The following is a 12,742-nucleotide window of genomic DNA, read 5'->3' as shown; positions in this document are numbered from 1 at the left end:
GCCGGCGATGAGAGGCTGCCTCATGGTGCGGGAGAGGCTGCTACGCGCAGTGGCGGACCGGCCTTCGCGCGGACGCGCTGCGCCCAGGCGAGGACGCTCGCTGCGACGACCGAGAAGATCAGCAGCCCGCCGGTGATGATGTTGATGACGTCGGATGTGACTCCGGCGAGGCGCAGGCTGCTGCCCAGCACCCCGATCAGGAGAACGGCGGCGACGACGCCGTGGAGGTGTCCCCGTCCGCCGAACACCGACACTCCGCCGAGCACCACGGCCGCGATCACCTGCAGCTCGAGCCCGGTGGCGTTGTCGCCTCGGGCGCTGCCGAACCGCAGCGTGTAGAAGATGCCTGCGAAGGCGGCGACCACGCCCGAGAGCACGAACAGGATGAACTTCGTCCGTTCGACGTCGACGCCCGAGAACCGCGCGGCGTCCTTCGACAGACCGATCGCGAAGACACCACGGCCGAAGGGCGTGAAGTGCAGCAGCACCGCGAACAGCACCAGCAGGATCAGGAACGGGATGACGATGTACGGGATGGTCGTCCCGGCGATCTTCGCCTTCGCGAGCGCCGTCCATGTCTCGGGGAAGTCCGTGACGGCCGTGGTGCCGAGCAGGCCGACCGCAAGCCCGCGGAAGAGTGCGAGCGTGCCGATCGTGACGGCGAGCGACGGCAGCCCGACGATCGTGACGAGGAACCCGTTGAAGGCTCCGCCGACGACGCCGACGAGGAGGGCCGCAAGGGCGGCGACCTCGAAGGGAGCACCCGACTCGGTGAGGACTCCGGTGACGACGCTGGCGAGCCCCACCATGGATCCCACCGACAGGTCGATCTCGCCCGTGATCATGACGAGCGTCATGGGCAGCGCGATGAGCAGGATCGGTGCGACGTCGAGGAGGAGGTAGTTCGCGGTGATCGGCTGGGCGAAGCCGCGGATCGTGACGGCCGCCACGATCGTCACCAGCACGAGGAGCGCGATGATCGCGAACTCGCGGTTGATGAAGATGCGCCGCCACAGCGGACGGTCGTAGTCGCGGATGACGCGGGTCGACGTCGTCGTCGTTGTCGTGGTCATGATTCGTCCCTCGCCTCGATGAGCTGGCGTCTCTGTCTGACCGCGAGCACCCGGTCGAGCACGATGGCCCCGATGATGAGCACACCGACCACGGCACGCTGCCAGAAGTCCGGGATGCCGAGAATGGGCAGCGCGCGGTTGATGGTCATCAGGAGCATCGCGCCGATGGCCGCGCCCCAGACCGTGCCGACACCGCCGGTGATCGCGATGCCACCGATGACGGCTGCGCCGACGGCATCCAGCTCCCAGCCGCTTCCCGCCTGCGAGCTGATGGATCCGTATCGCGCGGCGTAGAAGACGCCGGCGAGACCTGCGAGTGCACCCGAGAGGACGAACGCGGAGAGCACCCGACGGGTGACCTTGAGGCCGTAGAGCTCGGCCGCCGAGGGGTCGGAGCCGATCGCGTAGTACTCGCGTCCGCCCCGGATGTTGCGCAGATACCAGGCCGCGAGCGCGAGCACGATCACCGCGATGATCGTCAGCACAGGGATGAACAGGATCTGCTGCGTGCCGAGTGCGAGGAAGTCCTTGGGCATGTCGGAGGCGTTGATGCGATCGCTGCCGGTCCACAGCACGTTGATGCCGCGGTAGGCATAGAGCGTGCCGAGCGTGATCACCATGGCCGGCACCTTCGCGAAGGCGACCAATGCGCCGTTGACCAGGCCGAGGAAGGCACCGAGCAGGACGGCCGCGATCACGACGACCACGATCGGGATGCCGGGGACGTCGACGAAGAGGCGTCCGGTCAGGTAGGCCGTGAGGCCCATCACCGAGCCCACCGACAGATCGACGTTGCGCGTGATGATGACGATCGCCTGGCCCACGGCGACGAGCATGAGGATCGACGGCGTGAGCAGCAGATCGCGCCAGCCGTCTGAGCTGAAGAGGAACGCCGGGTTCTTGACGGTCGCGGCGATCACGACGAGCACGAGCGCGGCGAGGATGCCGAACTCGCGTGCACGGCCGATGCCGCCGGGCTTCTTCGCGATCGCCGGAGCGGCGGCCGCGGGTGCGGTGGTGGTGCTCATGAGTGCAGCTCCGATGAGTGGGTGGCGGCGAACATGACGTTCTCGCTGGTGGCGTCGTCGCGGGAGATCTCGGCGGTGATGCGTCCTTCGCGCATCACGAGCACGCGATCCGCCATGCCGAGCACCTCGGGCAGCTCGGACGAGATCATCAGGATGCCCATGCCCTCGCCGGCGAGCTGCGACAGCAGTCGGTGCACCTCGGACTTGGTGCCGACGTCGATGCCGCGGGTCGGTTCGTCGATGATGAGGACGCGCGGGTCGGTGGCCAGCCACTTGGCCAGCACGACCTTCTGCTGATTGCCGCCCGAGAGCGTGGACGCCACGGTGTCGAGCGCGTGCGTCTTCACCTCGAGACGCGATGCCCACTCCTTCGCCGCACGGTTCTCGATGCCGCTCGTGATGAGTCCCCACTTCGAGAGGCGCCGGCGGATGGCGAGCGTGATGTTGCCTCCGACGCTCGCGTCGATCACGAGGCCCTGCTTGCGGCGGTCCTCGGGAACGAGCGCGAGTCCGCTGCGCATCGCGGCGGTCGGGTTGCGGCGGGCGACGCCCGCGCCGAGCATCCGCACCTCTCCCTCGTCGTAGGGATCGACGCCGAAGATCGCGCGGGCGACCTCCGAGCGACCGGCGCCGACGAGACCTGCCAGTGCGACGATCTCGCCCGCGCGCACCGTGAACGAGATGTCATGGAAGACGCCGGGACGGGTGAGCGCTGTGACCTCGAGCAGCGGCTCGCCGATGGCGGCCTCCTGCTTGGGGAACAGCTCGGTGACGTCGCGGCCGACCATCTGGCGCACCAGTTCGTCGACCGTGGTCTCGGCGATGGGAGTGGTGTCGATGTATGCCCCGTCACGCATGACGGTGACGGTGTCGCACAGGTCGAACACCTCGTCGAAGCGATGCGAGATGAAGAGGATCGCGCGTCCCTCGTCGCGGAGGCTCCGCGCGACCGCGAAGAGTCGGTCGACCTCGACGCCGCTGAGTGCGGCCGTCGGCTCGTCCATGATCAGCACGCTCGCGTCGAGGGAGATGGCCTTGGCGATCTCGATGATCTGCTGGTCGGCGATCGACAGACCCTCGGTGATGCGGTCGGGGTCGAGCGTCACGCCCAGGCGGCGGAAGATCCGGTCGACTTCGGTGCGCATGGCCTTGCGGTCGATGCGGCCGAGGAAGCCGGTGGGCTGACGTCCCATGAAGATGTTCTCGGTGACCGAGAGATCGGGGAACAGCGTCGGCTCCTGGTAGATGACCGCGATGCCCGCGGCCTTCGACTGGGCGGTGCTGGTGAAATCGACATCGTCGCCGTGCAGACGGAAGTCGCCTGAGTCGCGGCGGTACAGACCGGCCATGATCTTCACGAGCGTGGACTTGCCCGCGCCGTTCTCGCCGATGAGGGCGTGGATCGAGCCGGGGCGGAGCGTCAGGCTGCCGGAGCGGAGTGCGACGACGGGGCCGAAGGACTTCACCACCCGATGCAGCTCGAGCGCGGTGGGGGGAGCGCTGCGGGCGGAGGCTGCGTCTACCACTGGCTTTCCTCTCCGTTGAGGGGGATGATGATCGGAATGAACTTTACCTGAATCGATTCAAGCTCGTTTCAGGCTAGTGTATGTGATGCCGGTCTCAGGTCAACCCCCGATGCCGAAGCGTGATCCGCCCGACGACGAGAGGACTGCCGAATGCCGGTCAGCATCCGCGATGTCGCCGTTCGCGCTGGCGTCTCCGTCGGCACCGTCTCGAACGTCCTGAACCGACCGGACGAGGTCTCCAGCGAGTCGGTCGAGCGAGTGACGCAGGCGATCGAAGAGCTCGGCTACGTGCGAAACGATGCCGCCCGCAAGCTCAGAGCCGGCGTGAGCACGACCGTCGGGTTCGTCGTGCTCGACGGCCAGAACCCCTTCTACAACGATGTCGTGCGCGGTGCCGAAGATGAGGCGTCCAGCCACGGCATCGCGATCCTCTACGGCAACACCGACGACGACCCCTCTCGCGAGAAGGTCTATCTCGACCTCTTCCGCGAGCAGCAGGTGCGTGGTCTTCTCATCGCCCCCTACGGCGACGTCATGACGCAGCTGCGAAAGTTCCGGGCGAGCGGCATCGCCACGGTCCTCGTCGACCGGTTCAGCGCCGACAGCGGGTTCTCGTCGGTGTCGGTCGACAGCGTCGCGGGCGGGCGGCTCGCGGTCGAGCATCTGATCGAGGGAGGTCGACGGCGCATCGCCTTCGTCGGCGGCCCCTTCGACATGCGTCAGGTCACCGACCGTCTCGCGGGCGCTCGCGCGGCGGCCGAGAACGCGGCGGTGCACGTCGAGCTCGAGGTCGTGCCGACGGCGGCGATGACGGTCGAAGAGGGCGTCGCCGCCGGAGCGCGCCTGCTCACCCGCCCTCGGCGCGAGTGGCCCGACGCGCTCTTCGCCGCCAACGATCTGCTCGCCCTCGGCCTGCTGCAGTCGCTCGTGTCGGGCGGACGCCTGCTCGTCCCCGACGAGATCGCGCTGATCGGCTTCGACGACAATCCGTTCGCGGCCGCCGCCGCGGTGCCGTTGTCATCCATCCGTCAGCCCAGCCGCATGATCGGTCGCACGGCGCTGCGGATCGTGCTCGAAGAGGCGGCCGACCCCGAGAGCATCCCCCGCCAGACCGTGTTCCCGCCCGAGCTGATCGTGCGCAGCTCGACCGGCGGCTGACCCGGGGCGGCCTTCCCCGGACATCGGCGGCTCACGTGCATCCGCAACCTGAGCCGGCATTCGGGGCCGAGCCCCGCCATCGACCCCCCGATCAGGCCCCGTACGCCCTCGAGACCGGCCGATGCAGCCCCTCGTACTCGACCGACGGCCAGCGCTCATCGACCGTGAGCACCTCCCAGTCGTCATCTGTGCGCAGCAGGGTGTCTTCGACTTTGCGGCCCGGTGCGGTCGGGTTCCAGGCGAACGCCTGATCCTCGACGATCAGATCCGCAGTGGATGCCGTGGCGCGGGGATCGCGACCGGCATACCCGGTCGGTCCGCCCTGGTGGTGGCGCTGCCATTCGTCGGCGTCGAACCCATAGCGGGCGTACGCCGCGATGCCCGCCGTGAACGCGTCGTTCAGACGGGCTCCCGGCACTGACGCATCGAGGAGAGCCCGCTCCACGCCCCAGATCGGCTCGTCATCGACGGATGCGCCGACCCAGCGTGTCGCGTTGGCGATGAGCCCGTTCCGACGCCCGCACACGACGATCATCGCCCGCTCTCCGAGCAGCCCGGCGGTCGGAAGCGGATGCCGGAACGCAGTCCGATCGGAACCGGCGACCAGCACGACCAGCGGATCGATCCCTCGGGCGAGGAGCTCGGCGGAGACGATCGCGGCGACCATCCGCTCGCTCTGCTCCGGACCGACGCGGGCGAGCGCATCCGTCAGCGCCTCGGCCGTCTCCCGTCCGAGAAGTCGATATCTGGCACGCTCGGCCGGCAGCAGGCGCGCGCGAGCCGCGCGCAGTTCAGCCGCCACGTGCGATTCGGCGACGCCGGCCTCCTCAGCCGCGGCGGCAGCGGGTGGGATCCACCACGGCACGCGCACCACGCGCGCGGCATCCTCCGGCAGCAGCTCCTCGGCGATCAGCCGATCGGCCTCGTTCTCGGCGATGAAGAGCACATCGCCCTGCGCCTCCGCCCGCACCGCGAGCACCGGAGGACCCGCGAGCGACACATGCGTGCGCACGCCCTCGAGGTACCACGACAGCGATTCGTGAGAGACGAGCACCACGGGCGCCCCGTCGACCTCTCGGCGCACGCGCGCCAGCCGATCCTGCTTCTCGGCGCGGTCCTCGGATGCTCCAGCCATGAGACCCTCCCTGAAGAACGTTTTCTCGTAGTATGACGACAGCCGCGACCTCTCGCGGACACGAAGGGATGCCGATGGCACGCGAATCGACACGCCCCGGCATCACCGACGTCGCGAAACTCGCCGGCGTCTCGCTGTCGACGGTGTCGCGCGCGATGAACGGCAACCCGACGGTCGATCCGGCGCTCGCCGAGCGCGTGCAGGCAGCCGCTGCGCAGCTCGGCTACACGGCGAACCCCGTGGCACGGAGCCTGGTGCTCGGCCGCACCCAGACCATCGCCGTCGTGATCCCCGACCTCGAGAACCCGACGTTCCAGGCGATCCTGCGTGGCCTCAGCCGCGCGGCCACGGCCGACGGATATCACGTGCTGGTCGCCGACTCGCGTGAGGACCTGGATGAAGAGCAGGCGCTCGCCCGAGCGACCAGGCTGCGCACCGACGGCGTGATCCTCTGCGCCCCTCGAATGCCCGAGGAGGACCTCGGGCGACTGCTGCCGATGCTCTCCCCCGCCGTCGTGATCAACCGCGGCCCGCAGACGAGCACTCCCGTGGTCGGCGCCGACTACAGATCCGGCATGCGCGAGATCGTCGACCACCTCACCTCGCTCGGCCACCGCCGGCTCGTCTATCTCGCCGGCGCCACCCGCAGCGTGACGCACAGGGCGCGGCAGGATGCGATCGCGGCGGAGCTCTCCCGGACCGACGGGCTCGAAGTCGAGGAGATCACCGCAGGCGTCGACTTCGACAGCGGCACCGCGGTCGCCGACCAGGTTCTCGCGAGCGGAGCCACCGCAGTGATCGCCTACAACGACCTCGTCGCCATGGGGCTGCTCTCGGCCCTGACCGTGCGCGGCGTCGACGTGCCGGAGCAGCTGTCGATCACGGGTTTCGACGACATCCCCTTCGCCGCCTACACCTCACCCCCGCTCACGACCGTGGCCGTTCCCGCGGTCGAGATCGGCGCAGCCGCATGGGCTGCGATGCACGACCAGCTCACCGGCGGCGATCCCACGGCAGCGCTCACCTTCACGCCGACCCTGATCGTGCGCGGCAGCACCGCCACCGTGCACACGCCCTGAACCGCCGGCGGTCCCGGGGCCTGACACCTCTCCTGTGCTATCGTCGAGAAAACGTTTCCTGACCGGAGATCGAAGAGAGATCACGATGACGAAGACCCGCTACGCCCTCGCCGGTGCCGGAGCCCGCGCGCAGATGTACGTCGAGGGGATCATCGGCACGCACCGTGACCGCGCCGAGCTCGTGGCGATCATCGAGCCGAACCCGGTGCGGGCCGGGCACTACGCCGACCGCATCGCCGAGGTCGGTGCACCGGTGCCCAGACTCGCCGCCCCGGATGAGCTCGAGCAGGTCATCCTCGACGAGCACGTCGACCGGGTCATCATCTGCTCCCGCGACGACCTGCACGCCGAGCTGATCGTCCGGTCGCTCGAAGCGGGCGCCGACGTCGTCGTCGAGAAGCCGCTCACGATCGACGCGGCGAGCGCCGCCCGGATCGAAGACGCCGTCGAGCGCACCGGTCGCCAGGTCGTGCTGACCTTCAACTATCGCTACTCGCCCCGCAACAGCGCACTGCGCCAGGTGATCCAGGACGGCACGATCGGCGACGTCACGTCCGTGGACTTCTCGTGGATGCTCGACACGAACCACGGCGCCGACTACTTCCGCCGCTGGCACCGCGAGAAGAAGAACTCGGGCGGTCTGCTCGTGCACAAGTCGAGCCACCACTTCGACCTCGTCAACTGGTGGATCCGTTCGCAGCCGACCCGCGTCTTCGCCTCCGGCGGCCTGCGTTTCTACGGAGCCGAGAACGCGGCCGGCCGTGGCCTCGGCGAGCGACCGGCGCGAGGCACCCACGACGACGGCGACCTGTTCGAACTCGATCTGCGCACCGATGAGCGTCTCACCGCGCTCTACCTCGACGCCGAGGAGCACGACGGGTACCGGCGCGATCTCGACGTGTTCAGCGAGGGCATCACGATCGAGGACAACCTCGCACTCGTCGTCGACTATGCGTCCGGCGCGACGATGTCGTACTCGTTGAACGCGCACTCCCCCTGGGAGGGCTACCGCGTCGCCGTCAACGGCACCCTCGGCCGGGTCGAGCTCGAGGTGGTCGAGCGCGGCGCCGTGCTCGCGGGCGAGGGACTGCACCCGCACATCGACCCCAGCCTCTCCGGCGGCCACGGCACGACCGCACTGCGCCCTGAGAGCGAGCGTCTGATCGTGCAGCGCCACTGGGAAGAGGCCTACGAGGTGCCGATCGACGGCGGCGACGGAGGCCACGGCGGTGGAGACGAGCTGCTGCTGTCCGATGTCTTCGAGGACCCCGGGGACGACCCCCTCGCGCGTCCGGCCGACTGGACCGACGGCATCCGCTCGATCGCTGTGGGCATCGCGGGCAACCGCTCACTCGAGACGGGCCTTCCCGTGAAGGTCGACGAGCTCGGGATCGCCCTGCTGGCGCGGCCATGAGGATCATCATCACCGGCGGTTCGGGCAGACTCGGACGCACCCTGGTGACGGGCCTCGCAGATGCCGGGCACGAGATCGTCTCGATCGACCGGGAGCCGAGCGCGGCCCTCGACCGGGACGGGATCACGCAGGCGTCCCTCGACCTGACGGACGCGGATGCCACGGCATCCGCTCTCGCCGCGATGTCGGCGGATGCACTGATCCATCTCGCGGCGATCGCCGTGCCCTTCAGCGCACCCGAGGACGTGATCATCCGCACGAACGCGGCTCTCGCCCAGTCGGTGCTGGGCGGAGCCGTACGGGCCGGCATCCACCGCGTCGTCGCGGCGTCGAGTCCCACCGTGGTCGGCTATGGCGCACCTCGCGGCTGGACCCCTGAGCGCCTCCCCCTCGACGAGACGTCGCCGACCGAGCCCTGGAACGCCTACGCCCTGTCGAAGCTGCTCATCGAGCAGACCGTCGACATGCTGCGGCGTCAGGCCGGCGACGACGTGCGCTTCGCCTCCTTCCGCCCCTGCTACGTGATCGCCCCGGAGGAGTGGGCCGGCGCTCTCACCCAGCAGGGCCACACCGTTCTCGATCGTCTCGACGATCCGGCGCTCTCCGCGCCGGCGCTCTTCAACTATGTCGACGCCCGCGACGTCGCAGCCTTCACCGACACCCTCCTCGCCGCGCTCGACCACATCCCGAACGGCGAGAGATTCTTCGTGGGAGCCGACGATGCCCTCGCCCGCCGCCCGCTGAGCGAGCTGCTGCCCGAGTTCCACCCCGGCACCGAGCACGCGGCCGCGGCGCTGACCGGCACTTCCCCCGCCTTCTCGTCCGACAAGGCCGCCCGACTCCTCGGCTGGCGCCCGTCCCGCACCTGGCGTGCAGAGCTGGCACTGCTGTGACCACGATCCGGAGCCTGTCGACTCGTCTGCAGAGGGTGCCGCTGACTCGCCCGTGGGCTGCCGACGTCACCTCCGTCGGCGTGATCGCGACTCATGTCGTGCGCTCCGACGGTGGCGAGGGATGGGGCTTCTCGTGGAGTCCGCAGATCGGTGCGCCCGCCGTGCAGGCGCTGCTCGAGCATGACATCGCTCCCGCCGCGGTCGGCCGCTCCGCCACGCCCGGCGAGAGCTGGCAGGGGATGTGGGAGCACCTGCACGAAGCCGGAGGCGGGGGGATCACGACGATCGCACTCGCCGGTCTGGACCTGGCGCTGTGGGATGCGGAGGCGCGGTCGACCGGCGTCTCGGTGTCGGAGTCGATCGGCCGCCGCCGCGAACGGGTGCGCGCCTACGGCTCAGGCGTGAACCTGCACTACTCGCTCGACGAACTGCTCGCCCAGGTGCAGCGCTGGATCGATGCGGGGTTCGAGGCGGTCAAGATCAAGGTCGGAAAGCCCGACATGGCCGAGGACGCCGATCGGGTCGCCGCCGTCCGCGAGCTGCTCGGCCCTGATCGGGGGCTGATGATCGACGCGAACCAGCGGTGGGATCTGGCGCGGGCGACCGCATCCGTCGAGGTCCTGTCGCGCTTCGACCTCGCCTGGATCGAAGAGCCCCTGCGCGCCGACGACCTCGACGGACACACGGAACTCGCACGGCGCATCGACGTGCCTATCGCGCTCGGCGAGAATCTGCACACCGCGCACCGTTTCGGCGACTTCCTGCGCGCGGGTGCGGCGCAGATCCTGCAGCCCAACATCGTGCGGGTCGGCGGGATCACGCCGTTCCTCCGCATCGCCGAGCTGGTCGCCGCGCACGGTGCGACCCTGCACCCGCACCTTCTGCCCGAGCTCTCGGGTCAGCTCGCGCTGACTCTGCCAGACACCCGCCACGAGGTCCTGGTCGAAGACGTCGAAGACGCCGGCTTCGGTGCGCTGGGAGCTCTCGCCGACCCCTCGCCGGTGACGATCGCCGACGGCCACCTCACCGAGAACCCGCACCACGGCCTCGGGCTCCGCTTCGCTCCCCTGCTCGACGACGGGGCCCGCCTCGGCGCCTGAGTTCTCGGCGCCGAGGCGTGCGGTCAGGCCTGCGGCAGCGCGCCGGCGTTCGCTCCGGCGAGCAGCTCCTCGACCTGCTCGTGCGTCACGTCCACCCCCGGGAATCCGATGAGGCGGCCGATCGGGAACGACGCCATCATCTTCTCCATGGCCTCGTCGTTGGGCATCATCGATGCCGCCGACGAATCGGCGCCGCTCAGTTCGCCCAGGAAGCCGCCGAGCGCGCCCATCATGATCGGCCCCGCGACGGGGTGCGCCATCACATCGCCGATCGAGGAGTTCATGGTGAGGGGCAGCGAGACCACATCACCCGCCACCTCGACGGTCGCGGTGGAGCGGATGTCGCGGCTCGATGCCGCGACATCGATGCGGTACTCGCCGGGCTCGACGATCCAGCGGTCGACGCGGACGTCCCAGTAGGCGAGGTCCTCGCGACGGATGACCAGCTCGACCGTCCGGGTCTCGCCCGCGTCGATCGCCACCGAGGCGAAGGCCTTGAGCTCGCGAGGCGCGCGCTGGACGACCGAGGACACCGGAGCGGCGTACACCTGCACGATCTCGCGGCCGTCGCGGGTTCCGGTGTTGGTCACGTCGACGCGCACGGCGATGTCACCGTTCTCGGCCGCTTCGACCGTTGCCTCGCCGTACGAGAAGGCCGTGTACGAGAGCCCGTGGCCGAACGAGAACCTGACATCGAGTCCCTTCGCGTCGTACCAGCGGTAGCCGACCAGCACTCCCTCGCCGTAGCGGACATGACCGAACTCGCCGGGGAAGCTGCCGAACGACGGGTTGTCCTCCACACGCACCGGCACCGTCTCGGTGAGCTTGCCCGACGGGTTCACGGCGCCGTAGAGCACGTCGGCGACCGCTCCGCCGCCCGCCTGTCCGAGCAGCCAGGTCTCGACGATCGCGGGCACCCGGTCGGCGAAGGGCAGCGCGACGACGCCGCCGTTCGAGAGCACGACGACCGTCGCGGGATTCGCCTCGATCACGGCGTCGAGCACCGCCAGCTGAGCCGCCGGAAGGTCGATGTGCTCGCGGTCGAAGCCCTCCGACTCCTCTGCGGCGGGGAGGCCGAGGAACACGACCGCGACATCCGCTGCGGACGCGGCGGCGACCGCCTCCGCGCGCAGGTCGTCAGCGGAGCGACCGGATGCGGCGGTGTCGCCGCCTTCCACGGCGAAGCCCGGCGCATATGCGACGTGGTCCCCACCGATCGCGCGCAGCTCGTCCAGCGCCTTGTCGACCCTGGTCGGGTTGATGAGCGACGATCCTGCTCCCTGGAATCGCGGCTCGGTGGCGAAGGCGCCGATGACCGCGATGCGCTGCTCGGGGGCGAGCGGCAGCAGGTCTCCGTCGTTCTTGAGCAGCACGATCGAGCGACCGGCCGCCTCCCTGGCGAGCGCATGGTGCGCGTCGACGTCGAGCGGGCCGGAGACGGCCGGACGCCGCTGCGCCTTGCGGACCAGATCGATCGCGCGGTCGGCCGCTGTGTCCAGCACGCTCTCGGCGAGCTCGCCGGCGCGCACGGCAGCGACGAGCTGCGCATCCGTCCGACCTCCCGACGACGGCATCTCGAGATCGAGGCCGGCGGCGACGCCCGCCACACGATCGTTCACGGCACCCCAGTCCGACACGACGAGACCGTCGAAGCCCCAGTCGTCGCGGAGCACCTGGGTGAGCAGCCAGGGGTCCTCCGATGCGTAGACGCCGTTGATGCGGTTGTACGAGCACATGACCGTCCATGGCTGAGCGTCCTTGACCACGCGCTCGAAGCCACGCAGGTAGATCTCGTGCAGCGGTCGCGGGTCGACGTCGGAGCTCGCCCGCATCCGGTCGAACTCCTGGTTGTTCGCGGCGAAGTGCTTCAGCGACGTGCCGACGCCCTGCGACTGCACACCGCGCACCGAGGCGGCACCCAGGGTTCCCGAGACGATCGGGTCTTCGGAGAAGTACTCGAAGTTGCGGCCGCACAGCGGCGACCGCTTGATGTTGATGCCGGGGCCCAGCACGATCGCGACGTCTTCGATGGCCGCCTCGACTCCGATGGCGGCGCCGACCCGCTCGATGAGCTCGGGGTCGAACGACGATCCGATGCCGACGGCCGGTGGGAAGCACGTCGCCGGCACGCTGCTCGAGAGGCCGAGGTGGTCGGTTCCCCCCGACTGCTTGCGCAGGCCGTGCGGCCCGTCGGTCATCATGATCGACGGCAGACCGACGCGATCGATGGCCTTCGTGGTCCAGAAGTCCGCGCCGCTCGTGAGCGACGCCTTCTCCTCGAGGGTGAGATCGGATGCCGAGGTGTCGGTCATGGTCTTCCTTTCGCGCGCGACAAC

The 12,742-nt window shown here is 69.5% G+C and carries 10 protein-coding genes; 5 read left to right on the top strand and 5 right to left on the bottom strand.

The window, feature by feature from the left end; genetic code table 11:
- Window positions 1–20: 20 nt before the first annotated feature.
- The 3 genes from LQZ85_RS13055 to LQZ85_RS13045 are packed head-to-tail and all read right to left on the bottom strand — an operon-like array spanning window position 21 to window position 3,627.
- Complete coding sequence (locus LQZ85_RS13055) at window positions 21–1,073, bottom strand: ABC transporter permease (RefSeq protein ID WP_053098751.1); 1,053 nt, start codon at window positions 1,071–1,073, stop codon at window positions 21–23.
- On the bottom strand, window positions 1,070–2,101 hold the full coding sequence (locus LQZ85_RS13050; RefSeq protein ID WP_053098750.1) for an ABC transporter permease: 1,032 nt from the start codon (window positions 2,099–2,101) through the stop codon (window positions 1,070–1,072). The genes LQZ85_RS13055 and LQZ85_RS13050 overlap by 4 nt, the downstream gene beginning before the upstream one ends.
- Window positions 2,098–3,627 (bottom strand): sugar ABC transporter ATP-binding protein, encoded by a 1,530-nt coding sequence (locus LQZ85_RS13045; RefSeq protein ID WP_053098749.1) that lies wholly within the window; start codon window positions 3,625–3,627, stop codon window positions 2,098–2,100. Before LQZ85_RS13045 ends, LQZ85_RS13050 begins: the two co-directional genes overlap by 4 nt.
- 150 nt (window positions 3,628–3,777) lie before the next feature.
- On the opposite strand from LQZ85_RS13045, the gene LQZ85_RS13040 reads away from it, so the two are divergent.
- Window positions 3,778–4,785, top strand: coding sequence for a LacI family DNA-binding transcriptional regulator (locus LQZ85_RS13040; RefSeq protein ID WP_053098748.1), 1,008 nt, complete (start codon window positions 3,778–3,780; stop codon window positions 4,783–4,785).
- A 91-nt stretch (window positions 4,786–4,876) separates the two neighbouring features.
- On the opposite strand, the gene LQZ85_RS13035 is transcribed toward LQZ85_RS13040, so the two are convergent.
- Complete coding sequence (locus LQZ85_RS13035) at window positions 4,877–5,920, bottom strand: peptidase M24 (RefSeq protein WP_230100994.1); 1,044 nt, start codon at window positions 5,918–5,920, stop codon at window positions 4,877–4,879.
- Between the two features lie 74 nt (window positions 5,921–5,994).
- Between LQZ85_RS13035 and LQZ85_RS13030 the strand changes: the two genes are divergently transcribed.
- The 4 genes from LQZ85_RS13030 (at window position 5,995) to LQZ85_RS13015 (ending at window position 10,406) form a co-directional block, all read left to right on the top strand.
- Window positions 5,995–6,999: a LacI family DNA-binding transcriptional regulator gene (locus LQZ85_RS13030; RefSeq protein ID WP_230100993.1), complete on the top strand. Its 1,005-nt coding sequence runs from the start codon at window positions 5,995–5,997 to the stop codon at window positions 6,997–6,999.
- Between the two features lie 85 nt (window positions 7,000–7,084).
- On the top strand, window positions 7,085–8,413 hold the full coding sequence (locus tag LQZ85_RS13025) for a Gfo/Idh/MocA family oxidoreductase (protein WP_230100992.1): 1,329 nt from the start codon (window positions 7,085–7,087) through the stop codon (window positions 8,411–8,413).
- Window positions 8,410–9,306: an NAD(P)-dependent oxidoreductase gene (locus tag LQZ85_RS13020; RefSeq protein ID WP_230100991.1), complete on the top strand. Its 897-nt coding sequence runs from the start codon at window positions 8,410–8,412 to the stop codon at window positions 9,304–9,306. The genes LQZ85_RS13025 and LQZ85_RS13020 overlap by 4 nt, the downstream gene beginning before the upstream one ends.
- Window positions 9,303–10,406: a mandelate racemase/muconate lactonizing enzyme family protein gene (locus LQZ85_RS13015; RefSeq protein ID WP_230100990.1), complete on the top strand. Its 1,104-nt coding sequence runs from the start codon at window positions 9,303–9,305 to the stop codon at window positions 10,404–10,406. Before LQZ85_RS13020 ends, LQZ85_RS13015 begins: the two co-directional genes overlap by 4 nt.
- Window positions 10,407–10,429: 23 nt before the next feature.
- Here LQZ85_RS13015 and LQZ85_RS13010 read toward each other — a convergent pair whose 3' ends face one another.
- Complete coding sequence (locus LQZ85_RS13010; RefSeq protein ID WP_230100989.1) at window positions 10,430–12,718, bottom strand: glycoside hydrolase family 3 C-terminal domain-containing protein; 2,289 nt, start codon at window positions 12,716–12,718, stop codon at window positions 10,430–10,432.
- Window positions 12,719–12,742: the final 24 nt, after the last annotated feature.

Source organism: Microbacterium sp. Bi98 (assembly GCF_918698045.1).
In the GTDB taxonomy this organism is placed as follows: Bacteria; Actinomycetota; Actinomycetes; order Actinomycetales; family Microbacteriaceae; genus Microbacterium.
Note: the sequence above shows the minus strand (reverse complement) of the source record. Positions and strands in the feature narration are given on the sequence as shown.